Origin of the sequence: Streptomyces sp. NPDC015242 (assembly GCF_043079125.1) — a bacterium.
Taxonomy (GTDB): Bacteria; Actinomycetota; Actinomycetes; order Streptomycetales; family Streptomycetaceae; genus Streptomyces.
Genome location: NZ_JBIBUF010000008.1, coordinates 399,909 through 425,688, shown reverse-complemented (window position 1 = coordinate 425,688; position 25,780 = coordinate 399,909). Strand labels below are relative to the sequence as shown.

Below are 25,780 nucleotides of genomic sequence, written 5' to 3'. Positions count from 1 at the left end.
TTGTCGGGGCGGGTGGGCCGTACCTGACAGGAGGTGTCAGGTACGGGGCCGAGGCTGGTCAGGTCGGAGCTGATCACGGCAGCGGGCGGCAACGGCTGCACCGGAGCTCCGCACACGCGCGCACCGGCTGCCCGGCCGCCCTCCACCCACGGACGAGAGGACCACCATGCCCGCCACCACCCGCACCACCACCACGACCGGCCACTTCACCTTCGCCGACTGGCAGGAACGCCTGATCGGCCCGGAGGGGGCGGACGGGGGAACGGCCCCGCGGCTCGCTCACGCCGCCGTCCGCAACACGTTCAGCGGCGGCATCGAGGCGGCCGGGACGCACTGCGAGTACTCCATCGTCTACGTCACCGCGAAGACCGGCTCCTTCAGCGGCATGGAACTGCTCACCGGCCGCGTCGACGGACGCGAGGGGAGCTTCGCGGTGGAGGAGCGGGGCCGGTTCGACGAGGACGGCACGGTGCACTGCTCGTTCGAGGTGGTGCCGGGGTCGGGCAGCGGGGAACTGGCCGGGCTGAAGGGGGAGGGCGGCTTCACCGCGCGGCACGGCGAGACGGCTGTGGCGTACCGGTTCTCCTACGAGATCGAGTGAGACCGGGCCGGTGGGAACTTCGTGGCTCGGGGTGACGGGCTCTGTGTACAGTGGTGCCGCTTCGCGCACGGCACCACCGTGCGCGCGCCTCCTTAGCTCAGCTGGCCAGAGCAACGCACTTGTAATGCGTAGGTCGTCGGTTCGAATCCGACAGGGGGCTCTGCTGAAACCCCAGGTCGGATGTGTTCTGACCTGGGGTTTCGTGGTTGAGGGGGAGGGGCGCGGCCGGATGGCGTCATCGAGGGGCCCGCGGGGCGGTGCGGCCCTGGTCGTTCCGGTCCTGTGTGCCGCCTTCATCGTCGGATGCGGCGGCGGTTCCGAGGGCAGGGGGAGGCCGTCCGCGGCCTCTGGGACGAGTGCCTCGCCGTCCGCGCCCCCCGACCGGATGAGGGTCCTGGAGCAGCGGGTGGAAAAGGCGTTGGGGGTCGAGGAGGTGGACACCGTCGGTGAGCTGTTCGTCGACTGCGACGGGGTTCCGGTGCGGCGGCGGGTCGTGGACGTCCCCGCGCGGGTCGGGATCGACGTCGACGGGGTTGAGGGGGCTTCCGGGGCCGTCGGGTGGCGGGTCGATGAGGTGGCGCGGTAGGCCGGGGGGCGGGGCTTCAGCGGCCGGGTCTGAGGGTGTTCAGGCGGCGGGCCGTTTCCAGCTGGGTGTCGTCGAGCGGGCGGCCTTCCTCGATGTCCCACAGGGCGTTCTGGAGGAGGCGGCCGAGGGTCCAGGCGTGGGCGCGGGCGCGGTCCAGGGCGAGGATGTCGGTCATCGCGTCGAAGCGCCAGCGGATGTCGTCCGGGTCGTAGCGGTTGTCGAGGGCCGGCCACAGGTCGAAGCCGGGGTCGCCGGCCAGGGGCTTGGGGTCGATCGCGAGCCAGGGGGCGCGGTCGGAGGCCAGGACGTTCTCGTCGTGCAGGTCCCAGTGCAGGAGCCGGTCGCCCGGTTCGCCGGCGACCTCGCGGACGGCTGCCGCGCAGTCCGCGATCAGGCCGCGGGCCTCGGGGTCCGGGATGCGGGCCAGTGCCCGGGGCGTCCGGTCGAGCATGTCCCGGGCGATGTCGCCGAGGCCGCGCAGGCCGGGCGGGGCCGCGAACGAGGTGAGGTGGGCGAGGAGTTCGGCGATCGTGGTGACGGCCCGGTGCGCGTCCGGGACGTGGGAGAGCATCCGGGTCTCGTCGAGGCGTTCCAGCAGCATCGTGCCGGTGGGTTCGTCGTGGTCGAGGAGGCGGACGGCCCCGTCGCCGTTCCAGCAGCGCAGGGCGACGGGTTCGCCCTCGCTCTCCTCGTCGAGGATCTGGAGCTTGAGGACCGCGGGCGTGCCGTCCCGGCCGCGGACCGGGAGGACCAGGGCGGACACGCCGTGCATGGGCGGACCGTCGGGGGTCAGCGCCCAGTGGTCGAGGAAGCGGGCCGTCCGGTCCGGCAGCCCGGCGATGAAGGCGCGGCCCGCCTCGCCGTTGTACTTCTCCTGCGCGGCGGCAAGGTCCGGGGGGATCTCGATCACGTCCGGCACGGTAGTGGGAGTGTGCCGGGCTGTCATGCGAGTTGAGCGGGGAACGGTGCCCTCCGGTGCTGGGAGGGCCGTCGCGGTCAGGGTTCCAGGACCACCTTGCCGATCGTCCCCCGGCTCTCCAGCGCGCGGTGCGCCGCCGCGGCCCCGGCGAGGGGGAAGCGCTGCACGGCCGGGGTGAGCCGGCCCGCGGCGGCCTCGGTGAGAGCGCGCAGTTCGAGGGTGCGGACGGGGTCGGGGCCGCCGGCCCTCTCCAGCATCACCGGACCCAGGACCTGCTCGGAGACGCCGTCGACGAGGTAGGGACCGCCCTGCCGGATGCCCTCGCCGGACCAGCCGAAGACGATGTGCCGGCCGCCGGGGCCGAGCAGGGCGACGGCCTCGCGGGCCACGGCGCCGCCGACGCCGTCGAAGACGACGGTGGCGGTCCGGCCGCCGAGGTGGACGCGGACCTTGCCGGGCCAGCCCGGGTCGGTGTAGTCGACGGCGAGGTCGGCGCCGCCCGCCCGCACCCGTGCGACCTTCTCCGGCCCGCCCGCCAGCCCGACGACGGTGGCGCCGGCGTTCTTCGCGTACTGCACGAGGAGGGTGCCGATGCCTCCGGCGGCGGCCGGGACGACGGCCACCGAGCCGGGCCCCAGGTCGGCGAACTGCACGATCCCCATGACCGTACGGCCCGTGCCGATCATGGCGACGGCCTCGGCGAAGTCCAGGTTCCCCGGTATCTCGTGCAGACGGGTCGCGTCGGTGACGGCCAGTTCGGCGTAGCCGCCGGGGACGAAGCCCAGGTGGGCCACGACCCGCTTGCCGAGCCAGTCCGGGTCGGTGTCCGCGCCCAGGGACTCGACGACGCCGGCGACCTCGCGCCCGGGGACGGTGGGCAGGGCCGCCGGCTCGTTCGCCGGTCCGCCCGGCATGCCCTCGCGCAGCGCCGCGTCCAGGAGGTGGACGCCCGCCGCCCGTACGGCGATGCGGACCTGGCCGGGGCCCGGCCGGGGGTCCTCGACCCGTTCGTAGGTGAGGTTCTCGGCCGGGCCGAAGGCGTGCAGGCGGACGGCGCGCATGGTGGGCTCCTCGTGTCGGTCGGTCTGCCCGTCGTGGGCGGACCCAGCCTTCAACGTCAAGCTTGCTCGAGGTCAAGCTCCCGCCGCCCGAGGGCCAGGGACACCGCCGTCAGGGCGCTGTTGAAGGAGACCTCCGACAGCACGCCGGGGGCCGCGACCTGGTCGCCGGCGAGATAGACACCGTCGCCCCGGTCCACGGCCGGCCGGTCGCGCCAGCCGGTGCCGGGCAGGTCGACCGCGCCCGTACGGCCGTTCGCCACGGCCTCGCGCCGCCAGGTGACGCGTTCGCGCCAGCCCGGGAAGCCCAGGTCGAGCAGCTGCTCGGCGCGGGCGGTGCCGTCGGACTTCGACTCGTGCGGGGCGATCGGGATCTGGCCCTGGATCAGCTGCTCGCCGGCCGGGGCCAGGGTGCGGTCCTGGGCGGTGAACCGCTCAAGCCAGCCGGGCGCGTCCAGGTCGGAGACCGCGAAGGCGTCCCCGCGGCGGGTGCGGACGGCCAGGTCGACCAGGACGGTACGGCCGCTCGGCCAGGTCAGGGAGTCGTCGCCGAGCAGGCGCCGGGCGGCGTCGAGAGAGGTCGCGACGACCACGGGCGTGTCGGTGGGGAGCGTGTCGACGCGGGACATCGTCTCGATGCGGACGCCCAGGTTCCAGGCGCGGGCCGCCATCCGGTCGATGACGCTCGCCCAGCCGCCGCGCGGGTAGTGCGCCTCGGGCGGCAGCTTGGTGGCGCGGCGCAGGCGCTCCTGCACGAACGCGGCCGACAGCAAGCCGGGGTCGTGGTGGAAGAGGGCGACGGCGGAGTAGTGGGCGGCGGCCCGGGCGCCCTCCTCGCCCGCGATGCCGGCAGCCCAGGTGAGGAAGTCGGCGTCCACGGGCGCCTGCGCGGCGGTCCGGCGCAGCAGCTTCAGCATCGCGAAGGGTGGGGTGCGGCGCAGTACCCCCTGGTGGCGCAGCCGGAGGCGGGCCGCCTCCAGGGGCGGGAGCGGGGCGAGCGGGCCGATGAGGTCGCGCTGCTTGAGCCAGGCCCAGTGCGGGCCGCCGTTGTAGAGGGCGTGCGGGCCCTCGTTGGTGCGGTAGGGGCCCTCGGCGGTGCGGGCCCGGCCGCCGAGGGTGTGGTGGGCCTCGTGGACGGTGACCTCGGCGCCGGCCTCGGCGGCGGTGATGGCCGCGGTCAGTCCGGCGAAGCCGCCGCCGATGACGGTGATGCGGTGCATGACTGGGCGTCTCCCTCGGGTCGTGATGGCCTTCCGGTAGGACGACCGGGTGAGGGGCGCGGAATGTGACATGGGGGGTGTCCCGCCGGTGTCCGCGCAGGCCGGGGGCGTTGTCAGTGGCGGGGTGCAGCATGGGGGCATGGCGAGGAGAGCGGCGGGCGGTCCGGGTGTGAAGGGGGCGAGGCGCCCGCAGGTGCGGCTGCCCGTGCTGGAGCCGTACGAGGGAGGTGGGCTGGAGCCGGACGGGGATTACGACGGGCTGGACTTCCGGGAGCGGGACCTCACCGGGCAGGACGGCTCGGGCGCGCGGTTCATGGACTGCGCGGTGACGGACTGCGCCCTGGACGGGACGCGGCTGCGGCACGCCCGGATCCTGGACTCGGTCCTCGGCGGCGTCCGGGGCGTCGGTACGGATCTCGCCGAGGCGACCCTGCGGGACGTGGAGCTGACCGACACGCGCCTCGGGGGGCCGCAGTTGCACGGGGCGGTGCTGGAGCGGGTGCTGATCCGCGGCGGCAAGATCGACTATCTGAACCTGCGGACGGCCCGGCTCAGAGACGTCGTGTTCGAGGGCTGCGTGCTCGTCGAGCCGGACTTCGGCGGGGCCCGTCTGGAGCGGGTGGAGTTCGTGGACTGCGCGCTGAAGGGGGCGGACCTCCACGCGGCGACCCTCGTGGACGTCGATCTGCGCGGGGCCGCGTCCGTGGAGATCAGCCGGGGCCTGGACCGGCTCGCCGGGGCGGTGATCAGCCCGGCCCAGCTCCTGGACCTGGCACCGGCGCTGGCGGCGCAGTGGGGGATCAGGGTGGAGGGCTGATCGTCGCCGAGTCGGCGGGAAGGGCCGGCGAGGGCGCGGAGCGGGGCGTCCGGCCGCTACGGCAGGCGCGGGAAGCGGGCCTGGAGGGTCCAGATCGCCGGGTTCTCCGCGAGGTCGTCGTGCAGGTCGGTCAGGTCGGCGATCAGGTCGTGCAGGAAGTCCCGCGCCTCACGGCGCAGTTCGGCGTGGGAGACGGTCAGCGGGGGCTCCTCCGCACGCATCCAGTCGGCCTCGATGTCCACCCACCCGAAGCGGCGCTCGAAGAGCATCCGGTCGGTCGACTCGGTGAAGTCCAGCTCGGCCCGCTGGGGCCGGGACGCCCGGGAGCCCGCCGGGTCGCGGTCGATCCGCTCCACGATGTCGCACAGCGCCCACGCGAAGTCGAGCACCGGCACCCATCCCCAGGCTGTGGACACCTCGTGGTCGGTCGTGGTGTCCGCCAGGTAGACGTCACCGCAGAACAGGTCGTGCCGCAGGGCGCGGACGTCCGCGCGGCGGTAGTCGGTCTGCGGCGGGTCGGGGAAGCGGTTGGAGAGGGCGTAGCCGATGTCGAGCACGCAGGTGATGGTGTCACGCGACCGTAGGATCGCGGGCGTGGCCCGATCTGTACCTGTTGTCCCCGCCCTGTTCGCCTGCCTTCTCGTCCTCACCGGGTGCGGCGGGGGAGTGCACGGCACCCCGGGCGGCTCCGGCGTACGCGACCCGTACTTCCCGAAGGCGGGCAACGGCGGCTACGACGTCTCCCACTACGGCCTGCGCCTCGCCTACGACCCGGACGCGCACCACCTGACCGGCACGGCCACCCTCACCGCGCGGGCCACGCAGGACCTCTCGGCCTTCACCCTCGACCTGCTCGGCCTGGAGGTCGGGAAGGTCACCGTCGACGACGAGGTGGCCCGGTTCAACCGCGCGGGGCAGGAGCTCACCGTCCGGCCGGGCCGGGACATCGGCCGGGACGAGACGTTCCGGGTGAGCGTCCGCTACTCCGGCTCGCCCGGGACCGTCACCGACCCGGACGGCTCCCGGGAGGGCTGGCTGCGCACCGCGGACGGGGTGCTGGCGGTGGGCGAGCCGACCGGGTCGATGACGTGGTTCCCCGGCAACCACCACCCCTCCGACAAGGCTGCGTACGACCTGTCGGTGACGGTGCCCCGGGGACTGCGGGCCGTGTCCAACGGGGAGTTGCGGGGCGAGACGACCGCGCGGGGCCGTACGACGTTCGTGTGGCGGACCTCCGAGCCGATGGCGAGCTACCTCGCCACGCTCGCGATCGGCCGCTTCGACATCAGCCGTTCCCGGGCCGGGGGCGGGCTGCCCGTGTACACGGCCGTCGACCCGTCGGAGGCGGCGGCGAGCCGGCCGGTGCTCGGGCGGATCCCGGAGGTGCTGCGCTGGGCGGAGCGGCGGTTCGGTCCCTACCCCTTCTCCACTGCCGGCGCGATCGTCGACCACGCGCCCGACCTCGGTTACGCGCTGGAGACCCAGACGCGGCCGGTCTTCCCGGGCGCCCCGGACATCACGCTCCTCGTGCACGAGCTCGCGCACCAGTGGTACGGCGACTCCGTCTCGCCGGAGAGCTGGCGGGACATGTGGCTCAACGAGGGCTTCGCGACGTACGCGGAGTGGCTCTGGGAGGAGGACCACGGCGGGCGGAGCGCGCAGGAGACCTTCGACGCGCTGTACTCGGGCGAGTACTTCGCCACGGCGGAGGCCGGCGAGGCCGTCTGGGCGTTCCCCCCGGCGGATCCGCCGAGCGCCGCGCGGATCTCGGACCCGCCGGTGTACTGGCGGGGCGCGATGGTGCTGCACAAGGTCCGCCGGACCGTCGGCGACGAGCGGTTCCGGGCGATCCTGAAGGGCTGGGCGGCCGAGTACCGGCACGGGAACGCCGGCACGGCCGACTTCACGGCGTACGTGGAGCGGCGGGCGCCCGGCAAGGACTGGGCGGGCGTCTGGGACGACTGGCTGTACGGGGAGGGCAGGCCGGAGCGGCCCTGACGCGCGGCGCCCTGGCGGCGGTACGGGCATCGCGGTGGCTCGGGTGCTCCGTGCCGTGCTGAAGCTGGTGGGGGCTTGCCGCGCAGTTCCCCGCGCCCTTGAGCGAGAAGCCGTCCGGGCCTCCGGGAAGGAAGCGGCCCGCGCCCCTGAGGGGGTGAAGCCCCCGGGCCGGTCGTCCGGTCCGGGGGCTTTCCTCACCTGGCTCGGGCGTGGATCAGACGTTCACGCCGAAGTCCTGGGCGATGCCGACCAGGCCCGAGGCGTAGCCCTGGCCGACGGCGCGGAACTTCCACTCGGCGCCGTTGCGGTACAGCTCGCCGAAGACCATGGCCGTCTCCGTGGCCGCGTCCTCCGACAGGTCGTAGCGGGCGATCTCGGCGCCGCCGGCCTGGTTCACGATGCGGATGTAGGCGTTGCGCACCTGGCCGAAGTTCTGGCTGCGGTTCTCGGCGTCGTAGATCGAGACCGGGAAGACGATCTTGTCGATGTCGGCCGGGAGCGCGGCCAGGTTGACGTTGATCGCCTCGTCGTCGCCGGCGCCCTCACCCGTGCGGTTGTCACCGGTGTGGACGATGGAGTTGTCCGGCGTCTGCTTGTTGTTGAAGAAGACGAAGTGGGCGTCGGAGTAGACCTTGCCCTGGTTGTTGACCGCGATCGCGGAGGCGTCGAGGTCGAAGTCCGTGCCGGTGGTGGTGCGGACGTCCCAGCCGAGGCCCACGGTGACGGCGGTCAGGCCCGGAGCCTCCTTGGTGAGCGAGACGTTGCCACCCTTGGACAGGCTTACAGCCATTGTTGGGAGTCCCTTCCCTCGTTTACGTGCGGCAAAGAAGCTGCGGCAACGAAGCTACAGCTACCCCCTTGAACGTGGAGAGGGGTACGCGAGGTTCCAGGTCCTTTACTTTCTTTACCTCGGATATTCGGGTGACGTGGACCCGACGGGAACGGGAACATGGACGGCATGTCCGGTCCCCATGTCATCCGCGGCTCCGTCCTCCTGCCCGAGGCCGAGCTCATGTGGCGTTTCTCGCGGTCCTCGGGGCCCGGCGGGCAGCACGTCAACACCAGCGACTCCAAGGTCGAGCTGAGCTTCGACCTGGCCGGGACCGAGGCCCTGCCCCCGGTGTGGAAGCAGCGGGCGCTGGAGCGCCTGGCCGGGCGCCTGGTGGACGGGGTCGTCACCGTACGGGCCTCCGAGCACCGCTCCCAGTGGCGCAACCGCGAGGCCGCCGCCGTGCGCCTGGCCGCCCTGCTGGCCGAGGCGACCGCGCCCCCGCCCAAGCCGCGCAGGCCGACCCGCATCCCGCGCGGCATCAACGAACGCCGGCTGCGGGAGAAGAAGCAGCGCTCGGAGACCAAGCGCGGCCGCTCCCCGCAGAACTGGAGCTAGGGCCTGTCGTTCGGATCACGCCGCGGACGCGTGATCCGGCACGCACCACGCTCACCGGCGTGGAACAGCAAGGTCACTCTCCCGCGACCCGATCCGAACGGCAGGCCCTAGAACAGCTCCAGCACCCCCACCGTCTGGCCGCCGCTCCTCTCGCCGTTCGGGCGGAAGCCGAGGCCCAGGTAGAAGTCCTCGGGGCCGTCGGGGCCCGGGTGCCAGGAGACGTAGAGTTGCCCGGTGCCGCGCCGGCGCAGTTCCCGGGCGACCGCTTCGACGGCGAACCGGCCGTATCCCATGCCCTGCTCGGCGGCCGCGATGTTCAGCCGCCACAGGCCGGAGCGGCGGACGCTGCCGTCCTCGTACCAGTCGATGTCGAGGAAGGCCATGAGGAAGCCGACCGGGCGGTCCCCGTCGACGATCAGGCGCGGCCAGGCGACCTCCGGGTGGACGTACGCCTCCGCCAGCGACTTCACGACCGGGGCGACCGTGTGCTCCTGGGCGGAGTGGACGCGGATGCCGAGGGCGGCGTCGAGGTTCGCCGGGGTGATCTCCTCGAGACGCGGGCCGGTCGTGGTCATGGGCGCACCCTAGACGCGCGGCCCGGGCCGGAGAAACGGTTTATCAGCCCAACTGCCGGTAGCGGCCGCGGAAGTACGTGAGCGGGCCGCCCTCCGCGCTCGGCACGCGGGCGGTGAGGACGCGCCCGATGACCAGCGTGTGGTCGCCGGACGGCACACGCTGTTCGGTGCGGCACTCCAGGACGGCCAGGGCGCCGCCGACGAGCGGCGCGCCGGTGTACGCGCCGCGCGTGTACGGGATGTCGGCGAACAGCAGCCGGTCGCTGACGCGGCCCTTCATGGCGAAGCGGCCGGCGATGTGCCGCTGGCTCTCGGACAGCACCGAGACCGCCCACAGCTCCTGCTCCTCCAGCAGCTCGTCCATGCGGGAGCCGTTGCGCAGGCTCACCAGCACCAGGGGCGGGTCGAGGGACACCGAGAGGAAGGCCGTGGCCGTCATGCCCACGTCCTCGCCGCCCGGCGCGGTGGGGTCGTCCGGGTCGAGCGGCGGCTCCTGCGCGGTCACCAGGACCACACCCGAGGCCAGCTGGGACATGGCGGCGCGGAACTCGTCGTTGCTCACCCCCTCAGGATGCCCGGAGGCGGGCGGCGGGATGACCGGGGACGGGGCGGCGGGAGAGTTCGGCACGGGACAGACGCTAGTCTCCGTCCCGCACGCTCCGCATCGGGCTCCCGCCCGATCACGGTCCCGGTAGCGGTCCTAGGACTCGCGACCGACCCCGGCCGGCCACGGCGGACACCCGGGAAGAAGATGTGCGCAACCTGACAAAGGCTGCGTTCGGTAGACGCACGTGAAGAACGCAGAAACTCCACTCAATTGTTCAGGTTTGCCTGTGACTTGAGTCACAAGGGGCAGGAATTGTTGACCCTGTGTACCGAGTGGGCAGCGCGCTGTGATTCAGTGGCGGGGAAGCTGCCAGGACAGTACGCCGATGAGAACCCTTGATTCTTGATTCGCTGCGAGGTACTCGGGGGGAGGGCGAGCATGGAGACCGAGTCGGAGCCCTACGTCCGCCTTGCCTCCCTGCGGCAACTGCACCAGGTCATGGCCGACATGAACACGGCCCGCAGCCTGGCGGACACACTGCAGACCGTCGCGGAGGGCGTCGTCGCCGCCCTGGGGTACGAGCTGGCGTGCGTGAACCTGGTCCGGCCGGACGGCGACCTCGTCGTCGCCGCCTTCGCCGGGAACCCCGCCGCCGAGGCTCTCATCACCGGCCGGGTCGGCTCGCGCGAGTCCTGGGAGCGCCGCCTCGGCATGGGTGAGCACTGGGGCGACCTGGTGTTCATACCGCACACCGAGGGCTGGGTCCTGGACGACGACGACGTCCCGCAGTGGTACACCGACGGCCCCGCCCCCCGCTTCGAGGACGAGTGGCACCCCTCCGACCGCCTCTTCGCGCCGATGTACGCGCCCGCCCCGAAGGGCAGCGGTACGTGCGGCGAGCTGATCGGCGTGCTCTCCGTGGACCGGCCGCGCAACGGCCGCCGGCCCGGCGCCTGGGGCCGCGAGGCGCTGCAGATGTACGCCTTCCAAGCCGCCATCGCGATCAGCAACGCCCGGCTGCGCGCCAACATGCAGCGCGCCCTGGTCCGCCTGGAGCGCGAGCAGCAGGCGCTGCGGGCGAGCGAGGAGAGTTTCCGGCAGGCCTTCGAGTACGCCCCGTCCGGCATGGCCATCGCCGAGATGGGCGGCGACCAGCACGGCCGGATCCTGCGCACCAACGACGCCCTGTGCCGGCTGCTGGGCCGCCCGGCCTCCGCGATGCGCCGCTACTCGTTCTCCGACCTGGTCCACCCCGAGGACATAGGCACCCTGCTGCGGACCTCCGCCGAAGGCGGCCGCGCCGAGCTGCGCCTGGGCCGCCGGGACGGCACCTACGTCTGGGTCAGCCTGCGCAACAGCGTGGTCGCGGACGCCGCCGACGGGCCGCGTTTCCTGCTCACCCACGTCGAGGACATCGAGGAGCGCAAGCGCCGCGAGCTCCAGCTCGCCCACCGCGCCTCGCACGACTCGCTCACCGGCCTGCCGAACTCCGCCGAGCTGCGCTCCCGGCTCTCCGCGCGCCTGTGCCAGCGCACCACCCCGCACTCCGCCGTCGCCGAGTCCCACGACGCGGCCTACGGCCACCCCGCCTTCGACGTGGTCGGGCCGGGCTTCGACTTCCGGCAGGGCGTGGAGCCGTACGACGCCTACGACCACCATGTGCACACCGTCGCCCCTGACGGGGACCACGACGACGGCACCAAGGGGCTCGCGGTGCTCTTCTGCGACCTCGACGGCTTCAAGTCGATCAACGACCGGTTCGGGCACAACGCGGGTGACGCGGTGCTCATCGAGGTCGCCCGGCGGCTGAGCAACGGCGTGCGCGACGGTGACACGGTCGCCCGGCTCGGGGGTGACGAATTCGTCATCCTGGCCGACGGGCTCGGCCGGGCCGACGCGCAGGACCTCGCGGTCCGCCTGCGCAACGAGATCATCCAGCCCATCCGCGCCGAGGGGCGGGCCGTCCGGGTGGGCGCCAGCTTCGGCATCGGATGGGCACACTGTGGAATGACGGCGGACGAAGTGTTGAAATCCGCCGACGAGCGGATGTACGTCGAGAAACGATCTCGTCCCAAACAACACAGACGCGCGGGGTGAACCCCTGGTCAGCGAGTTGATGCGGTCTGAGTCACCTGTTTGGGTCACTGGGAGCGGGTAGGCTCGCGTTCTCACGACCCGTACCGCATGCACCGCACCTGATTGAGGAGACCAAGGGATGACGCCCGGCAACAACGGCGCGAGCACGCCCGAGGACGACGACCCGTTCGGCTATCTCTACGCCGACGGGCAGGCCAACGGAGCCCAGCCGCCGTCCGGCGGATACGGCTACCCGAACTCGGTCAACCGGGTACGCGCGGTCGGCACGCGTCAGTACGGCCAGCCGCAGCAGCAGGCGGCTTACGGGCAGGTCCCGCAGCAGCAGGGCGCCTACGGGCAGCCCAGCGCGCACTACGCGGCGCCGGAGACGCTGCCCGGCGGCGCGCCCACGACCCAGACGGCGATGGCGTCCGGCGGCCACGGCGGCGGCCGGGGCGGGCGCGGGCCCAACACGAAGGGCCTGCTGATCGGCGCGATCGCGGTGGTCGCCGCGGTCGTGATCGGCATCGGCGTGGCGATGGTCGGCGGCGACAAGGACAAGGACGAGTCGGACGGCGCGTCGGGCACGGCCCCGACCCAGTCCGAGGAGTCGAGGCCGAGCCCCTCGGCCAGCGAGGCCGACGGTGGGAGCGAGGCCGACCTGCCGACCATCGACGCCAAGGCGCTGCGCCTCGGCGGTGGCGCGGCACTGGCTCAGGACGTGCAGGGCGCCCAGTCCGACGGCGGCATCTACGTGGGCAACCTCAACCAGCCCGGCTCCTCCGTCACGTGGACCGTCAACGGCATCCCCGAGGACGGCGTGTACACGGTCTTCGCCCGGTACAGCACGGTCGACGAGGACCAGAAGATGACGCTGACCGTCAACGGCAAGCCCTTCGGCAGCAAGCTGAACATGGGCAACTTCACCGGGGCCAAGGGCGGCGACTTCGCCAAGGGCTGGACCGAGACCTACGCCTGGCCGACCCTGAACAAGGGCACGAACACGATCACGGTCTCCTGCGAGGCCGGCGACAAGTGCAACGTCCTGCTGGACCAGCTCCGGCTGAAGGCCGGCCAGGTCAAGGACTGAGCCCGCCCGGCGCGCTCACGCCGCGCTGACCTCCGCCGTCACCGCCACCTTCTCCAGCAGCTCCTCGTACAGCCCCCGGTCGAACTCCCCGGCCGCCGGTGCGCTCACCGTCGCCGCCGACAGGGCCGTCGCCCGGGTCAGGCGGTCCGGCCAGGGGAGGTGTTCCGTCAGGGCCGACAGCAGGCCCGCCACCGCCGCGTCCCCGGCGCCCGTCGGATTGCCCCGGAGCGGAGCCGGCGGGGCGGCGCGCCAGCGGCCCTCGCGGGTGGCCGCCAGCAGGCCCTGCGGGCCGAGGGACGCGACCACCGCGCCGGCGCCGCGGCGGCGGGCGTCCTGGGTGGCGCGCAGCGGCTCGTGGGAGCCGGTCAGCTCCGCCAGTTCGTCCGCGTTCGGCTTGATGATGTCGGGCCGGGCGGCGACGCCCCGGCGCAGCGGTTCGCCGCTGGTGTCGAGCAGGACCGGGACCCCGGCGGCCCGCGCGGTGCGGACCAGGCCGGCGTAGGCGCCCACCGGCACGCCCGGCGGCAGGCTGCCGCACAGGGCCACGGCCGAGGCGCCGTGCAGCAGGTCCTCGTAGGCCTCCTGGAAGGCGGACCACTCGGCGGTGGTGATCGTCGGGCCCGGTTCGTTCAGCTGGGTCGTGTCGCCGGTGTGCGCGTCGGCCACGGCTATCGTGCGGCGGGTCGCGCCCGCGACCGGGACCAGGGCGTCCGCCACTCCCGTGACCGCCGCGAGCCGCTCCCGGACGACCCGGCCCGTCGCCCCGCCCGTGAAGCCGGTCACCGTCACCTCGTGCCCGAGCGCCGCCAGGATCCGGGCGACGTTGACGCCCTTGCCGCCGGGGCGTTCGATCACCTCGGAGACGCGGTGGGAGGCGTGCGGCCTGAGGGACCGGACGCGGTAGGTGATGTCGAGAGCGGTGTTCAGTGTGACCGTGAGGATCACCTGGGCCGACCTCCCCCGATGTGCTGGCTGACATGAACGGTCCGGAAGCCCGATCATGCCAAAGAGACGGCGGCCGGCCCAGTCCTGGAGTCGGCCACCGTCTCCCTACTGGTGGATGTATCAGCCCAGTTGGGGACCGACCACCCATTCGCCCCGGCGCATCACGCCCTTGAGCTCGTACGCGGAGTCCAGGATCACCAGGTCGGCGGATTTCCCGGGCTCCAGTGAGCCGATCGTGTCGGCCATGCCGAGCAGCCGGGCGGGAGTCGCCGAGAGCGCCGCCACCGCGTCCTCGACGGACAGGCCGTCGACGGTGACCGCCCGCTGGAAGGCCCGGTCCAGCGTGAGGGTCGAGCCGGCGATGGTGCCGTCCGCCACCAGCCGGGCCACGCCGTCGGCGACCTCCACCTCCAGGGGGCCCAGCCAGTAGCGGCCGTCGCCGAAGCCGGCCGCGTCCATCGCGTCCGTGATGAAGGCGACCCGGTGGGCGCCCGCGTGGTGGAACGCCAGCTGGAGGGCGGCCGGGTGCAGGTGCGTGCCGTCGTTGATCAGCTCGACCGTGATCCGCTCGTCCTCCAGCAGCGCGGTGATCGGGCCGGGGGAGCGGTGGCCGAGCGGCGGCATCGCGTTGAAGAGGTGCGTGGCGACGGTGGCGCCCGCGTCGATGGCCTCGACGGTCTGCTCGTAGGTCGCGTCCGTGTGGCCGACGGCCGCGATCACGCCGTGGTCGGCCAGGAGGCGTACGGAGTCCAGGCCGCCGGGCAGCTCGGTGGCCAGGGTGACCATCCGCGCCCGGCCCCGGGCCGCGTCGATCAGCTTGCGGACCTCCGCCGGGTCCGGGTCGCGCAGCAGCTCCTCGGAGTGGGCGCCCTTGCGGCAGGGGGAGATGAACGGCCCCTCGAAGTGGATGCCCGCGATCTCGCCCTGCTCGGCGAGTTCGCTGAGCAGGCCCGCGCGCCGGGCCAGGGAGTCCATGGAGCCGGTGACGGTGGAGGCGACCAGGGTGGTCGTGCCGTGCAGGCGGTGGGTGTGGATGCCCTTGAGGATGTCGTCGACCGAGCCGGAGGTGAAGGAGGCTCCGCCGCCACCGTGGTTGTGCAGGTCGACGAAGCCGGGGACCACGTAGTGGCCGGAGACGTCGATGACCTGGGCGTTCTCGGGGGCGGCGGCGGTGATGCGGGTGCCGTCGACGGCCAGTCGGCCGTTCTCGACGGCTCCTGTGGGCAGGACCACGGTCGCACCGGTCAGGACCGTGGGGCGGTCGGCCGTGGCGGGGTGCGGGTGGTGGGTGGCTGGTCGCGCAGTTCCCCGCGCCCCTGGGTGGGCTGCCATCAGGGCGTTACCTCCGTACGGTCGGTCGATGCCAGAAGATCCCAGGCCAGCAGGCCCGCCCCCAGACAGCCGGCACCGTCCCCCAGCGCCGCCGGGACGAGGGACGGCTGCCTCTGGAAGGTGATGCGGCTGCGGATCGCTTCCCGCAGGGGTGTGAACAGGGTGTCCCCCGCCTCCGCGAGACCGCCGCCGATGATCAGCGTGCGCGGGTCCAGCAGGGTCAGGGCCGTGACCAGGCCGTCGGCCAGGGCGTCGACGGCCTGCTGCCAGACCGCGAGGGCCCGCGGGTCGCCGGCGTCCACGGCCTTGGCGCAGTCCGCCGCGTCCGCGCCCGGGGTGCCGGAGGCGGCCGCCCAGGCCTCGCTGACGGCCGCGGCCGAGGCGAAGCGCTCGAGACAGCCGCGCTGGCCGCACGGGCAGGGGGTCCCGCCGGGGCGTACGACGATGTGGCCGATCTCGCCCGCGAAGCCGTGCGCGCCCGCCTCCACGCGGCCGTCGACGCCGATGGCGCCCGCGATGCCGGTGCCCAGGGCCACGAACAGGAAGCGGTCGGCGCCCCGGCCCGCTCCCACCCGGCCCTCGGCGAGGCCGCCGGTGCGCACGTCGTGCCCGAGGGCGACGGGGACGCCCAGCCGCTCGGCCAGCAGCGCGCGCAGCGGGACGTCGCGCCAGCCGAGGTTGGCCGCGTAGACGGCGACGCCCCCGGCCTCGTCGACGATGCCCGGGACGGCCGCGCCGGCGGCGGACGCGGGCGTGCCGAGCCGCTCGGCGCCGTAGGCGTGCAGCTCGGCGGCGAAGTCGAGGATGCCGGCGACGACGGCGTCCGGGCCCCGGTCCCGCCCGGTGGCCCGGCGGGCGCGGTGCAGGACCTCGCCCTCCGGCCCGGTCAGGGCGGCCTTCATCCCGGTGCCGCCCACGTCGAGGGCGATGACATGTCTCACGGAGGACAGTGTGCCCGGGGACCCGCAAGAGGTCTAGTCCACTCACGTGGTGTAGACCTTAATCCGGATATCGAAAAGTTTCGGGTGGCGGACCGTGCCGGAGTGCGGTGCGGGACGCCAGGGTTGGGGAAGAGCAGCGGTGCAGCGTCGGCGAATGGCAGGAACGATCGCGGTGGCGTCCGCACTGGGCATGACGGCGGTCCTGGGCGGCTGCGGCGTCACGGGCGGCTCCGGGGACGTCACCCTGAAGCTGGTCGCCGCGGACTACGGCGACAGCGCGGCGAACAGCTCGAAGAAGTACTGGGACAAGCTCGCCGCGGAGTACGAGGCCGAGCACCCGGACGTCACGATCGACGTCAGCGTCTACTCCTGGAACGACGTCGACCGCAAGGTCCGGGAGATGGTGGCGGCCGGGGACCCGCCGGACATGGCGCAGATCGGCGCGTACGCGGACTACGCGGCGCGGAACCAGCTCTACAAGGCCGACGAGCTGCTCTCCATACCCGTGCAGGCCGACTTCGTCGGGCAGCTGGCCTCGGCGGGCCAGGTCAAGGGCGTGCAGTACGGCATGCCGTTCGCCTCCTCCACCCGCGTGCTCTTCTACAACAAGACGCTCTTCGCGAAGGCCGGCATCACCCCGCCCGAGAGCTGGGACGACCTGGCCGACGCCGCCGGGGCGCTCAAGGCGGAGGGCGTGAAGTACCCCTACGCGCTGCCCCTCGGCCCCGAGGAGGCGCAGGCCGAGACCATGCAGTGGATGCTCAGCGGCGGGGGCGGCTACACCGACAGCGTCGACAGCTACGGCATCGACTCCGCGGAGAACATCGACACCTTCGCCTGGCTGAAGAACGAACTCGTCGGCAAGGACCTGACCGGGCCGGTCGCGCCGGGTGAGCTCAACCGGGCGGACGCCTTCGCGGCCTTCGCCAAGGGCCAGGTCGGCATGCTCAACGGCCACCCCTCCCTGATGAAGATCGCCGGGGACAAGGGCGTGAAGTACGGCATGGTGCCCATGCCCGGCAAGGACGGCCCGAGCAAGTCCACGCTCGGCGTCGCCGACTGGATGACGGCCTTCCGCGAGCACGGCCACCGCGACCAGATCGGCGACTTCCTCGACTTCGTCTACAGCGAGGAGAACGTGCTGGCCTTCTCCCGCGAGTACGACCTGCTGCCGGTCACCTCCTCCGCGTCCGCGACCATGACCGCCGCCGAGGAGGACAAGCACCTCAGGCCGTTCCTGGAGGAGCTGCCGTCGTCGGAGCTGTACCCGGTCGGCAAGACCTCCTGGGCCGACGTCAGCGCCCAGGTCAAGACGCAGATCGGCAAGGCGGTCGCTCCCGGGGGCAGCCCGTCCGGTGTCCTCGGCCACCTCCAGGCGGCGGCGGTCCGGGCGGAGAGCGCGGAGTAGTCCCGCTGTCGGTGGGGGGCGTTACGGTGCCCCCCATGGACGAGCACACCGACGACGACACGGACGGCCGGGGGCTCGGGCGCCGGGAGCGGGACATCCTCGCGCTGGAGCGCCGCGGGTTTCCCGGTCCGGGCGCGAAGGAGCGGGCCGTGCGCGAGGAGCTGGGACTGGCACCCGTGCGCTACTACCAGCTCCTCAACGCCCTGCTGGACGACCCGCGGGCCCTGGCCCACGACCCGGTGACGGTCAACCGGCTGCGGCGGATCCGGGACCGGCGCCGGTCGGAACGCTGACCGGGGGCGGGAGGGCTCAGCCCAGCCGGCCGGCCAGCTCGCGCAGCAGCGCCACGACGCCCTCCGGGCCGTCCACCACCACGTCCGCGCGCTCACGCAGCTCGATCACCTCGTCGCTGCCGCTGCACACCAGCAGGCCCGGGGTGCCCTCCGCGCGCAGGGCGTCCACGGCTCCGAAGGCGGGCAGGTCGCCGAGGTCGTCACCGGCGTACAGGACGGACTCGGCGCCGATCTCCCGGGCGAGGGCGCGCAGGGCGACGCCCTTGTCCATGCCGGGCGGGCGCAGCTCCAGGACCAAACGGCCCGGCTCGACGATCAGGCCGTGGCGCTCCGCCAGCTCGGTCAGCGGTGCGCGCAGCGCCTCGAAGGCCGTCTGCGGATCGGGTGCCCGGCGGGTGTGGACGGCCACCGCCCGGCCCTTGTCCTCCACGAAGGTCCCGGTCCCGTCGAGCAGCGCGGGCAGCTCGGCGCGGACGGCCGCCACACCGGGGTGCGGCTCGGGGGTGCGGACCTCGCCGCTGCGGGCGTCCCACCGCTCGGCGCCGTAGTGCCCGAGGACGACGAGGTGCTCCAGGCCGGGCACGCCGGCGAAGGCGCCGTTGCGCACGGCGACCGCGGCCGGCCGGCCCGTGATCACCGCCACGGCGGCGACCTCCGGCGCGAGCGCGGCCAGCGCGGGCACGGCGTCCGCGTGGGCCCGGGCCAGCTCCGGGTCGGCGACGATCTGCGCGAGCGTCCCGTCGAAGTCCAGGCCGATCAGCGCCTTGCCGGGGCGGGCGAGCAGGGCCTCCAGACCCTCCAGGCCCTCCTTCGTGACGGGCGTGGGCAGCGGCTGCGAGGCGGGCATCGGGCCGCTCATCCCTTCAGCGCTTCCAGCTGGTCCACGAACCACCGCGCCGGCGGCAGCGCCGTGGCCGCCGCCGCGAGGCGCTTGCTGCGCTCGGCCCGCTCCTCCGGGCGCATCGACAGCGCCTCGTGCAGGGCCGCGGCCGTGCCCGTGATGTCGTAGGGGTTGACCGTGATCGCGTCCTCGCCGAGCTCCTCGTGCGCCCCTGCCTCCCGGGACAGCACCAGCGCGCAGCCCGCGTCGGAGACCACCGGGACCTCCTTGGCGACCAGGTTCATGCCGTCGCGGATGGGGTTGACCAGGGCCACGTCGGCCAGCCGGTAGGCGGCCAGGGAGCGGGCGAAGTCGTCCTTGACGTGCAGCACGACCGGCGTCCAGCCCGGTGTGCCGAACTCGGCGTTGATCTCGTCGGCCAGGCGCTGCACCTCGGCCGTGTAGTCCCGGTACACCGCGAGGTCCTGCCGCGAGGGGTAGGCGAAGGCCACGTGCACCACGCGCTCGCGCCACTCGCCGTGCGCCTGGAGCAGCCGCCGGTAGGCCAGCAGGCCGCGCACGATGTTCTTGGACAGCTCGGTGCGGTCGACGCGGACGATGGTGCGGCGGCCCTCGCCGATCTCCTCGCGCAGCGCGGCCATCCGCTCCTCGACGTCCGGCCGGTGCGCGCGCTCGCGCAGGAAGTCCGCGTCGGCGCCCAGCCCGTGCACGCCGACGCGGGTGCCGCCGAGCCCGCCCGCGAACCGCTCGGCGCACGCGGTGAACGCGTCCGCCCAGCGCTGGGTGAGGAAGCCGAGCCGGTCCGCGCCGAGCATGCCGCGCAGCACCTGCCCGGCCACGTCGTCCGGCAGCATCCGGAAGTACTCGGGCGGCGCCCACGGCGTGTGCGAGAAGTGGCCGATCCTGAGGTCCGGGCGCAGCTCGCGCAGCATGCCCGGCACCAGCGTCAGGTGGTAGTCCTGCACCACGACCGCCGCGCCCTGCGCCGCCTCCTCGGCCAGCGCCTCGGCGAACGCCCGGTTGTACGTCTCGTACGACGCCCACTGGCGCCGGAACTCCGCGTCGAAGACCGGCTCCAGCGGCGTCTGGTAGAGCATGTGGTGCACGAACCACAGCACCGAGTTGGCGATGCCGTTGTAGGCGTCGGCGTGCACGTCGGCCGGGATGTCCAGCATCCGCACGCCGTCCTCCCCGACTCCGCGCCGGACCGCCTCGCGGTCGCCGTCGGACAGCGCCGAGCAGACCCACAGCGCGTCGGCGTCCGAGCCGATCGCGGAGAGCCCCGAGACCAGCCCGCCGCCGCCCCGCTTGGCGTCCAGCGAACCGTCCTCACCGACCGTGTAGGAGACCGGGCCCCGGTTGGAGGCCACCAGTACCCGTGCAGAACCGTGCGTCGAACCCATAGGCCTCAACCTAGCCCGGCTGTAAACGCTCAAACGTACGGACCTGCCGCGTCCGGCCGAAAACGGTCACGGTCAGGCGGCCCGTCGCGCCTGGTACTCGGCGATCTCCACCATCGGCGGACGTTCCTCGGTGTCGACGGAGTACGTCCGCGGCTCGAAGCCGTCACCGCCCCGCTCGAACTGCGTCAGGGACGGCCGGATCAGATGCCCCCGGGCCAGCCGCAGCTGGGCCGTGCGGTAGATCTCGGCGGCCATCCGGCCCAGCGCCTGCCCGTCCTGGTGCCGGTGCTTGCGCACCCCGACGTCCACCTGGGCGAGGGCGTCCAGGCCCACCAGGTGCAGGGCGTCGACCAGCATGCCCAGTTCGACGCCGTAGCCGACGGGGAACGGCAGCCGCTCCAGCAGCGAGCGGCGGGCCGCGTACTCCCCGCCCAGCGGCTGCACGAAGCCGGCCAGCTGCGGCCAGTGCATGTTCAGCAGCGGGCGGGCCATCAGCTCGGTGACCCGGCCGCCCTGCCCGGCGGCGCCGCCGAGGGGACGGTCGTACATGCCCTTCACCAGAGCCACGTCCGGGTCGGTCAGCAGCGGGCCGACGATCCCCGAGACGAAGTCGGACGAGAAGTCCCGCAGGTCCGCGTCGATGAAGCAGACGATGTCGCCGCGCGTGACGAGCAGCGAGCGCCACAGCACCTCGCCCTTGCCGCGCACGGCCGGGACGCGCGGGAGTATCGCGTCGCGGTGCACCACGGTCGCGCCCGCGGCGGCGGCCACCTCGGCGGTGCGGTCGGTCGATCCCGAGTCCACGACGACCAGCTCGTCGACGAGCGGGACCTGCAGCATCAGGTCGTGGCGGATGACGGCGACGATGTCGCCGACCGTCTCCTCCTCGTTCAGGGCGGGCAGCACCACGCTCACCGTCCGGCCCGCGCGCTGCTTGGCGGCGAGGATCCGGTGGAGCGGACGCTCGGTGGCGGACCAGGAACGGGTGCCCAGCCAGCGCTCGACTTCTTCCAGCACCGTGGCGGCTCCTTCGTTCTCTCGGCGGGACGACTGTGAGCCATCTCGCGGTTCGGACGACTATCTCAACTGTCCTGGTCGTCGGTTACAGTCTTGAACAACGCGGGTGACCATCGCATGTCCGAGGTCGGCCGCCGCCTACAACCACATACAGCTCATCCAGAGGGGCAGAGGGAAACGGCCCGATGAAGCCCCGGCAACCCTCCAGTCGGTTCTCGTAGGTCACTGGCGACCACAGCGCGAGGCTCCCGGCTAGGGAAGGTGCCAAATCCGTCTCACGGCGAGATGCGTCGTGAGGAAGATGAGGAGAAAGGGCCTCGCCTCACATGGCTGTGCAGACTGTTGCAAGCACCACGAACTCCACCGTAGACCTCGGCCCGGCCGCCGCGCTGAGCTGCCGTGAGTGCGGTCACCGCGTGCCCCTCGGCCCGGTCTTCGCCTGCGAGGAGTGTTTCGGCCCGCTGGAGATCGCCTACGACTTCTCGGCCTACGACGCCGAGGAGCTGCGGAAGAAGATCGAGGCGGGACCCGCGAACATCTGGCGTTACGCCCCGCTGCTGCCGGTCCCGGCCGACGTCGCGGACAAGCCGAACCTCAACCCGGGCTGGACCAAGCTCGTGCAGGCCGACAACCTGGCGCGCGAGCTGGGTGTCGACGCCGGCAAGCTCTTCGTCAAGGACGACTCCGGCAACCCGACGCACTCCTTCAAGGACCGCGTCGTCGCGCAGGCCCTGGAGGCGGCCCGCGCCTTCGGCTTCACCACCCTCTCCTGCTCCTCCACCGGCAACCTGGCCGGCGCGGTGGGCGCCGCAGCGGCCCGCGCCGGCTTCCGCTCCTGCGTGTTCATCCCGCACGACCTGGAGCAGGGCAAGGTCGTCATGGCCGCGGTCTACGGCGGTGAGCTCGTCGGCATCGAGGGCAACTACGACGACGTGAACCGCTTCTGCTCCGAGCTGATCGGCGACCCGGCCGGCGAGGGCTGGGGCTTCGTCAACGTCAACCTGCGGCCGTACTACGCCGAGGGCTCCAAGACGCTGGCGTACGAGATCTGCGAGCAGCTCGGGTGGCAGCTCCCCGACCAGATCGTGGTGCCGATCGCCTCCGGCTCGCAGCTCACGAAGATCGACAAGGGGCTCCAGGAGCTGATCAAGCTCGGGCTGGTCGAGGACAAGCCGTACAAGATCTTCGGCGCGCAGGCGCTGGGCTGCTCGCCGGTGTCGACGGCGTTCAAGGCCGGGCACGACGTGGTGCGGCCGCAGAAGCCGGACACGATCGCCAAGTCGCTGGCGATCGGCAACCCGGCGGACGGGCCGTACGTGCTGGACATCGCGCGGCGTACGGGCGGTGCGGTGGAGGACGTGACGGACGAGCAGGTCGTCGAGGCGATCAAGGTCCTGGCCAGGACCGAGGGGATCTTCGCGGAGACCGCCGGTGGTGTGACGGTGGGCGTGACGAAGAAGCTCGTCGAGAACGGGCTCCTCGACCCGGCGAGGACGACCGTGGTGCTGAACACCGGGGACGGTCTGAAGACGCTGGACGCGGTGGCGGGCACGGGGCTCACCGCGACCATTCGCCCGAGTCTGGAGTCGTTCCGGGCAGCTGGGCTCGTCTGATCGTTGTTCACTGCGGGCCGGTGGGGGTTGTTCGCGCAGTTCCCCGCGCCCCTGGGTCCGTCACCAAACCGGAGGTTCTGAAGTCATGAGCGTCACCGTTCGCATCCCCACCATCCTGCGTACCTACACCGGCGGGCAGGCCGAGGTCGCCGCCGAGGGGGCGACCCTGGGCGAGGTCATCGCCGACCTGGAGAAGAACCACACCGGGATCGCCGCCCGGGTGCTGGACGACCAGGGGAAGCTGCGCCGCTTCGTCAACGTCTACGTGAACGACGACGACGTGCGGTTCGAGCAGGGGCTGGAGACGGCCACCCCGGACGGTGCCGGAGTGTCGATCATCCCGGCCGTCGCCGGAGGGTGAACCGGCCTCGGCGTTACCTGGAGTAATGCCGGTTACCGAGCGTTCAGCGAATTGCCCCCACCGTGAGAGAAGCGGAGGGGGCAATTCTGTGTGATTGAGCGCGGTAGAGTTGGGGAACGCGATCCCGATCCGCTGATCGGAACCCTGCATTCCTGCCGCGAGCCCGACAAGATGTAGCCAAAGTGTGCGCGTCTTTCGCGGCTTTTGTGGCTTTTCTGTGGCCCGACTTGCCCTGAATTCGGGTGAACTCTCCCCACATTCCGGACCCCGCGAGTCCAGAATTCTCGTCCGATTGACCTGTTGCAGACGGCAGTTGGACAGATACATTCAGCCGCGGTCGACGCGTTCCGGCGCACGCCCCCAACCGTGGGGGGTGAGGTCTGACCCGGGTCCGCGAAGTGTGGATCTGTGCAAGGGCCAGTAATAGGGGAGTTAGGCATGGCTCAGGGCACCGTCAAGTGGTTCAACGCGGAGAAGGGGTACGGCTTCATCGCGGTCGACGGTGGTGCGGATGTTTTCGTCCACTACAGCGCGATCCAGATGGACGGCTACCGCACCCTGGAAGAGGGCCAGCGGGTCGAGTTCGAGATCTCGCAGGGTCAGAAGGGCCCGCAGGCCGACATGGTTCGCGTCACCGCCTGAACGCGCACCACGACCAACGCGCAAGCGACAGGTCTTCTCTGAAGGGCCCGTACCCCCCGGGGTGCGGGCCCTTCGGCCTGCTCGCGGGGGGTGCGTGGGGGTGTTCGCGGGGGGCTGACGCCCCCGGCCGATCCCCCGGAGGCGCTTGCACTCGCCATGCCCGAGTGCTAATCATTGCGTTAGCACTCTGAAGGTGAGAGTGACAACGTAAGGACCGGGTCGGTGAGGCCACGGACCAGGTGGGGCAAGGAACCGCCGGTCGGGGGCCGTCCGTCGCGGGCGCGGGCGCGGTCCGAAGTAATCACCCCCAGTCCTGGAGGGACCACTTCACATGGCCAAGATCATCGCGTTCGACGAGGAGGCGCGGCGCGGCCTCGAGCGCGGCATGAACCAGCTCGCGGACGCCGTGAAGGTGACGCTCGGCCCCAAGGGCCGCAACGTCGTCCTCGAGAAGAAGTGGGGCGCGCCCACGATCACCAACGACGGTGTCTCCATCGCCAAGGAGATCGAGCTCGAGGACCCGTACGAGAAGATCGGCGCCGAGCTGGTCAAGGAAGTCGCCAAGAAGACGGACGACGTCGCCGGTGACGGTACGACCACGGCGACCGTCCTCGCCCAGGCCCTGGTGCGCGAGGGTCTGCGCAACGTGGCCGCCGGTGCCAACCCGATGGCCCTCAAGCGCGGTATCGAGAAGGCCGTCGAGGCCGTCTCCGCCGCCCTGCTGGAGCAGGCGAAGGACGTCGAGACCAAGGAGCAGATCGCTTCCACGGCCTCCATCTCCGCCGCCGACACCCAGATCGGCGAGCTCATCGCCGAGGCCATGGACAAGGTCGGCAAGGAAGGCGTCATCACCGTCGAGGAGTCCCAGACCTTCGGTCTGGAGCTGGAGCTCACCGAGGGTATGCGCTTCGACAAGGGCTACATCTCGGCGTACTTCGCCACCGACATGGAGCGTATGGAGGCCGTCCTCGACGACCCGTACATCCTGATCGCCAACTCCAAGATCTCCAACGTCAAGGACCTGCTCCCGCTCCTGGAGAAGGTCATGCAGTCGGGCAAGCCGCTGCTGATCATCGCCGAGGACGTCGAGGGCGAGGCCCTGTCGACCCTGGTCGTCAACAAGATCCGCGGCACCTTCAAGTCCGTCGCCGTCAAGGCCCCGGGCTTCGGTGACCGCCGCAAGGCGATGCTGCAGGACATCGGCATCCTCACCGGCGGCGAGGTGATCTCCGAGGAGGTCGGCCTCAAGCTGGAGAACGCCACGCTCGACCTCCTGGGCAAGGCCCGCAAGGTCGTCATCACCAAGGACGAGACCACCATCGTCGACGGTGCCGGCTCCGCCGAGCAGGTGCAGGGCCGGGTCAACCAGATCCGCGCCGAGATCGAGAACAGCGACTCGGACTACGACCGCGAGAAGCTGCAGGAGCGCCTGGCGAAGCTCGCCGGCGGTGTCGCGGTCATCAAGGCCGGTGCCGCCACCGAGGTGGAGCTCAAGGAGCGCAAGCACCGCATCGAGGACGCCGTGCGCAACGCCAAGGCGGCCGTCGAGGAGGGCATCGTCGCCGGTGGTGGCGTGGCCCTGCTGCAGGCCTCCCAGGTCTTCGAGAAGCTGGAGCTCGACGGTGACGAGGCGACCGGCGCCAACGCCGTGAAGCTCGCGCTGGAGGCCCCGCTGAAGCAGATCGCCGTCAACGGTGGTCTCGAGGGTGGCGTCGTCGTGGAGAAGGTCCGCAACCTCCAGGTCGGCCACGGCCTGAACGCCGCGACCGGTGAGTACGTCGACATGATCGCCGAGGGCATCATCGACCCGGCGAAGGTGACCCGTTCCGCGCTGCAGAACGCCGCCTCCATCGCCGCGCTGTTCCTCACCACCGAGGCCGTCATCGCCGACAAGCCGGAGAAGGCCGCCGCGCCGGCCGGCGGCGGCATGCCGGGCGGTGACATGGACTTCTGATCGACTGAGTCGGTCGACGTCCTTTCGGAGGGCGGCACTCCCTGCTCCGGCAGGGGGTGCCGCCCTCCGGCGTGTGCGGGATCACAGGGGGCTCGGGATGGCGGCGGCGGGCCACATGGTTGAACCTGGGGTCCGATGCACGTGCACATACTGTCG

Annotated in this window: 26 protein-coding genes, 1 tRNA gene and 1 riboswitch; of the genes, 14 read left to right on the top strand and 13 right to left on the bottom strand. The window is 72.3% G+C overall.

The features are described from left to right. The first annotated feature begins 166 nt into the window (after positions 1–166). The 3 genes from ACF07N_RS27480 to ACF07N_RS27470 all read left to right on the top strand — a co-directional run bounded on the left by ACF07N_RS27480 (position 167) and on the right by ACF07N_RS27470 (position 1,187). The gene (locus ACF07N_RS27480) at positions 167–601 is read left to right on the top strand and encodes a DUF3224 domain-containing protein (protein WP_392117840.1); all 435 of its coding nucleotides are present in this window, start codon (positions 167–169) and stop codon (positions 599–601) included. An 86-nt stretch (positions 602–687) separates the two neighbouring features. Continuing rightward, positions 688–761, top strand: a tRNA-Thr gene (locus tag ACF07N_RS27475). A gap of 246 nt (positions 762–1,007) precedes the next feature. After that, a complete protein-coding gene (locus tag ACF07N_RS27470; RefSeq protein ID WP_392117833.1) occupies positions 1,008–1,187 on the top strand; it encodes a hypothetical protein in 180 nt (59 codons plus the stop codon). A gap of 16 nt (positions 1,188–1,203) precedes the next feature. Here ACF07N_RS27470 and ACF07N_RS27465 read toward each other — a convergent pair whose 3' ends face one another. Genes ACF07N_RS27465 through ACF07N_RS27455 form a run of 3 tightly spaced genes read right to left on the bottom strand, consistent with a single transcriptional unit; the run spans position 1,204 to position 4,384 of the window. Further along, entirely contained in the window at positions 1,204–2,133 is a 930-nt protein-coding gene (locus ACF07N_RS27465) for an aminoglycoside phosphotransferase family protein (protein ID WP_392117830.1), read from the bottom strand. Between the two features lie 50 nt (positions 2,134–2,183). Further along, positions 2,184–3,167: a zinc-binding dehydrogenase gene (locus tag ACF07N_RS27460; RefSeq protein WP_392117828.1), complete on the bottom strand. Its 984-nt coding sequence runs from the start codon at positions 3,165–3,167 to the stop codon at positions 2,184–2,186. A gap of 56 nt (positions 3,168–3,223) precedes the next feature. Beyond that, positions 3,224–4,384: an FAD-dependent oxidoreductase gene (locus tag ACF07N_RS27455; protein WP_392117825.1), complete on the bottom strand. Its 1,161-nt coding sequence runs from the start codon at positions 4,382–4,384 to the stop codon at positions 3,224–3,226. A 70-nt stretch (positions 4,385–4,454) separates the two neighbouring features. On the opposite strand from ACF07N_RS27455, the gene ACF07N_RS27450 reads away from it, so the two are divergent. Next, positions 4,455–5,201, top strand: coding sequence for a pentapeptide repeat-containing protein (locus ACF07N_RS27450; protein WP_392117822.1), 747 nt, complete (start codon positions 4,455–4,457; stop codon positions 5,199–5,201). A gap of 56 nt (positions 5,202–5,257) precedes the next feature. Here the strand turns inward: ACF07N_RS27450 and ACF07N_RS27445 are convergent, their stop codons facing one another. Next, on the bottom strand, positions 5,258–5,758 hold the full coding sequence (locus ACF07N_RS27445; RefSeq protein ID WP_383344851.1) for a hypothetical protein: 501 nt from the start codon (positions 5,756–5,758) through the stop codon (positions 5,258–5,260). Between the two features lie 7 nt (positions 5,759–5,765). Between ACF07N_RS27445 and ACF07N_RS27440 the strand changes: the two genes are divergently transcribed. Further along, the gene (locus ACF07N_RS27440) at positions 5,766–7,199 is read left to right on the top strand and encodes a M1 family metallopeptidase (RefSeq protein ID WP_392118079.1); all 1,434 of its coding nucleotides are present in this window, start codon (positions 5,766–5,768) and stop codon (positions 7,197–7,199) included. Positions 7,200–7,413: 214 nt separating this feature from the next. Here the strand turns inward: ACF07N_RS27440 and ACF07N_RS27435 are convergent, their stop codons facing one another. Continuing rightward, positions 7,414–7,989 carry a TerD family protein gene (locus ACF07N_RS27435; protein WP_031113707.1) on the bottom strand — a complete coding sequence of 192 codons (576 nt, stop codon included), beginning with the start codon at positions 7,987–7,989 and terminating at the stop codon, positions 7,414–7,416. Positions 7,990–8,148: 159 nt separating this feature from the next. Between ACF07N_RS27435 and arfB the strand changes: the two genes are divergently transcribed. Further along, positions 8,149–8,586: an alternative ribosome rescue aminoacyl-tRNA hydrolase ArfB gene (gene arfB / locus ACF07N_RS27430; protein WP_392117819.1), complete on the top strand. Its 438-nt coding sequence runs from the start codon at positions 8,149–8,151 to the stop codon at positions 8,584–8,586. Between the two features lie 107 nt (positions 8,587–8,693). Here the strand turns inward: arfB and ACF07N_RS27425 are convergent, their stop codons facing one another. Both ACF07N_RS27425 and ACF07N_RS27420 read right to left on the bottom strand, forming a co-directional pair. Continuing rightward, a complete protein-coding gene (locus ACF07N_RS27425) occupies positions 8,694–9,161 on the bottom strand; it encodes a GNAT family N-acetyltransferase (protein ID WP_392117816.1) in 468 nt (155 codons plus the stop codon). Positions 9,162–9,204: 43 nt separating this feature from the next. Then, a complete protein-coding gene (locus ACF07N_RS27420) occupies positions 9,205–9,789 on the bottom strand; it encodes a flavin reductase family protein (protein WP_392117813.1) in 585 nt (194 codons plus the stop codon). A 357-nt stretch (positions 9,790–10,146) separates the two neighbouring features. Between ACF07N_RS27420 and cdgB the strand changes: the two genes are divergently transcribed. Further along, positions 10,147–11,805, top strand: coding sequence for a diguanylate cyclase CdgB (gene cdgB / locus ACF07N_RS27415; protein ID WP_392117810.1), 1,659 nt, complete (start codon positions 10,147–10,149; stop codon positions 11,803–11,805). 118 nt (positions 11,806–11,923) lie between these two features. Beyond that, positions 11,924–12,874: a carbohydrate-binding protein gene (locus tag ACF07N_RS27410; RefSeq protein ID WP_392117807.1), complete on the top strand. Its 951-nt coding sequence runs from the start codon at positions 11,924–11,926 to the stop codon at positions 12,872–12,874. A gap of 15 nt (positions 12,875–12,889) precedes the next feature. Here ACF07N_RS27410 and ACF07N_RS27405 read toward each other — a convergent pair whose 3' ends face one another. From ACF07N_RS27405 to ACF07N_RS27395, 3 genes are all read right to left on the bottom strand, one after another. After that, entirely contained in the window at positions 12,890–13,819 is a 930-nt protein-coding gene (locus ACF07N_RS27405; protein ID WP_392117804.1) for a 1-phosphofructokinase family hexose kinase, read from the bottom strand. A gap of 120 nt (positions 13,820–13,939) precedes the next feature. After that, a complete protein-coding gene (nagA, locus tag ACF07N_RS27400; protein WP_392117802.1) occupies positions 13,940–15,151 on the bottom strand; it encodes an N-acetylglucosamine-6-phosphate deacetylase in 1,212 nt (403 codons plus the stop codon). Continuing rightward, the gene (locus ACF07N_RS27395; protein WP_392117799.1) at positions 15,151–16,092 is read right to left on the bottom strand and encodes an ROK family protein; all 942 of its coding nucleotides are present in this window, start codon (positions 16,090–16,092) and stop codon (positions 15,151–15,153) included. Before ACF07N_RS27395 ends, nagA begins: the two co-directional genes overlap by 1 nt. A gap of 154 nt (positions 16,093–16,246) precedes the next feature. On the opposite strand from ACF07N_RS27395, the gene ACF07N_RS27390 reads away from it, so the two are divergent. Next, positions 16,247–17,500, top strand: a complete 1,254-nt coding sequence (locus ACF07N_RS27390) for an ABC transporter substrate-binding protein (RefSeq protein WP_392117796.1) — start codon at positions 16,247–16,249, stop codon at positions 17,498–17,500. Between the two features lie 35 nt (positions 17,501–17,535). Further along, positions 17,536–17,793 (top strand): DUF3263 domain-containing protein, encoded by a 258-nt coding sequence (locus tag ACF07N_RS27385; RefSeq protein WP_383335374.1) that lies wholly within the window; start codon positions 17,536–17,538, stop codon positions 17,791–17,793. 16 nt (positions 17,794–17,809) lie between these two features. Here ACF07N_RS27385 and otsB read toward each other — a convergent pair whose 3' ends face one another. The 3 genes from otsB to ACF07N_RS27370 form a co-directional block, all read right to left on the bottom strand. Beyond that, on the bottom strand, positions 17,810–18,640 hold the full coding sequence (otsB, locus tag ACF07N_RS27380; RefSeq protein ID WP_392117792.1) for a trehalose-phosphatase: 831 nt from the start codon (positions 18,638–18,640) through the stop codon (positions 17,810–17,812). Between the two features lie 8 nt (positions 18,641–18,648). After that, positions 18,649–20,037, bottom strand: coding sequence for a trehalose-6-phosphate synthase (locus ACF07N_RS27375; protein ID WP_383584211.1), 1,389 nt, complete (start codon positions 20,035–20,037; stop codon positions 18,649–18,651). Positions 20,038–20,109: 72 nt separating this feature from the next. Next, positions 20,110–21,054 carry a glucosyl-3-phosphoglycerate synthase gene (locus ACF07N_RS27370; RefSeq protein ID WP_392117788.1) on the bottom strand — a complete coding sequence of 315 codons (945 nt, stop codon included), beginning with the start codon at positions 21,052–21,054 and terminating at the stop codon, positions 20,110–20,112. A gap of 152 nt (positions 21,055–21,206) precedes the next feature. Beyond that, positions 21,207–21,362: riboswitch (SAM riboswitch) on the top strand. Positions 21,363–21,380: 18 nt separating this feature from the next. Between ACF07N_RS27370 and thrC the strand changes: the two genes are divergently transcribed. The 4 genes from thrC (at position 21,381) to groL (ending at position 25,624) form a co-directional block, all read left to right on the top strand. Further along, the gene (gene thrC / locus ACF07N_RS27365; RefSeq protein WP_392117785.1) at positions 21,381–22,667 is read left to right on the top strand and encodes a threonine synthase; all 1,287 of its coding nucleotides are present in this window, start codon (positions 21,381–21,383) and stop codon (positions 22,665–22,667) included. Between the two features lie 85 nt (positions 22,668–22,752). Continuing rightward, positions 22,753–23,028, top strand: a complete 276-nt coding sequence (locus tag ACF07N_RS27360; protein WP_010035955.1) for a ubiquitin-like small modifier protein 1 — start codon at positions 22,753–22,755, stop codon at positions 23,026–23,028. 438 nt (positions 23,029–23,466) lie between these two features. Next, positions 23,467–23,670: a cold-shock protein gene (locus ACF07N_RS27355; RefSeq protein WP_004986573.1), complete on the top strand. Its 204-nt coding sequence runs from the start codon at positions 23,467–23,469 to the stop codon at positions 23,668–23,670. A 331-nt stretch (positions 23,671–24,001) separates the two neighbouring features. Further along, positions 24,002–25,624, top strand: coding sequence for a chaperonin GroEL (gene groL / locus ACF07N_RS27350; protein ID WP_333935309.1), 1,623 nt, complete (start codon positions 24,002–24,004; stop codon positions 25,622–25,624). Positions 25,625–25,780: the final 156 nt, after the last annotated feature.

Excerpts from the sequence above, each read along its gene's own strand:
- ACF07N_RS27480 (WP_392117840.1), top strand. The coding sequence starts at position 167 with ATGCCCGCCACCACCCGCACCACCACCACGACCGGCCACTTCACCTTC.
- ACF07N_RS27465 (WP_392117830.1), bottom strand. The coding sequence starts at position 2,133 with ATGACAGCCCGGCACACTCCCACTACCGTGCCGGACGTGATCGAGATC.
- ACF07N_RS27460 (WP_392117828.1), bottom strand. The coding sequence starts at position 3,167 with ATGCGCGCCGTCCGCCTGCACGCCTTCGGCCCGGCCGAGAACCTCACC.
- ACF07N_RS27455 (WP_392117825.1), bottom strand. The coding sequence starts at position 4,384 with ATGCACCGCATCACCGTCATCGGCGGCGGCTTCGCCGGACTGACCGCG.
- ACF07N_RS27450 (WP_392117822.1), top strand. The coding sequence starts at position 4,455 with ATGGGGGGTGTCCCGCCGGTGTCCGCGCAGGCCGGGGGCGTTGTCAGT.
- ACF07N_RS27440 (WP_392118079.1), top strand. The coding sequence starts at position 5,766 with ATGGTGTCACGCGACCGTAGGATCGCGGGCGTGGCCCGATCTGTACCT.
- ACF07N_RS27435 (WP_031113707.1), bottom strand. The coding sequence starts at position 7,989 with ATGGCTGTAAGCCTGTCCAAGGGTGGCAACGTCTCGCTCACCAAGGAG.
- arfB (WP_392117819.1), top strand. The coding sequence starts at position 8,149 with ATGGACGGCATGTCCGGTCCCCATGTCATCCGCGGCTCCGTCCTCCTG.
- ACF07N_RS27425 (WP_392117816.1), bottom strand. The coding sequence starts at position 9,161 with ATGACCACGACCGGCCCGCGTCTCGAGGAGATCACCCCGGCGAACCTC.
- cdgB (WP_392117810.1), top strand. The coding sequence starts at position 10,147 with ATGGAGACCGAGTCGGAGCCCTACGTCCGCCTTGCCTCCCTGCGGCAA.
- ACF07N_RS27410 (WP_392117807.1), top strand. The coding sequence starts at position 11,924 with ATGACGCCCGGCAACAACGGCGCGAGCACGCCCGAGGACGACGACCCG.
- nagA (WP_392117802.1), bottom strand. The coding sequence starts at position 15,151 with ATGGCAGCCCACCCAGGGGCGCGGGGAACTGCGCGACCAGCCACCCAC.
- ACF07N_RS27390 (WP_392117796.1), top strand. The coding sequence starts at position 16,247 with ATGGCAGGAACGATCGCGGTGGCGTCCGCACTGGGCATGACGGCGGTC.
- ACF07N_RS27385 (WP_383335374.1), top strand. The coding sequence starts at position 17,536 with ATGGACGAGCACACCGACGACGACACGGACGGCCGGGGGCTCGGGCGC.
- otsB (WP_392117792.1), bottom strand. The coding sequence starts at position 18,640 with ATGCCCGCCTCGCAGCCGCTGCCCACGCCCGTCACGAAGGAGGGCCTG.
- ACF07N_RS27375 (WP_383584211.1), bottom strand. The coding sequence starts at position 20,037 with ATGGGTTCGACGCACGGTTCTGCACGGGTACTGGTGGCCTCCAACCGG.
- thrC (WP_392117785.1), top strand. The coding sequence starts at position 21,381 with ATGGCTGTGCAGACTGTTGCAAGCACCACGAACTCCACCGTAGACCTC.
- ACF07N_RS27360 (WP_010035955.1), top strand. The coding sequence starts at position 22,753 with ATGAGCGTCACCGTTCGCATCCCCACCATCCTGCGTACCTACACCGGC.
- ACF07N_RS27355 (WP_004986573.1), top strand. The coding sequence starts at position 23,467 with ATGGCTCAGGGCACCGTCAAGTGGTTCAACGCGGAGAAGGGGTACGGC.
- groL (WP_333935309.1), top strand. The coding sequence starts at position 24,002 with ATGGCCAAGATCATCGCGTTCGACGAGGAGGCGCGGCGCGGCCTCGAG.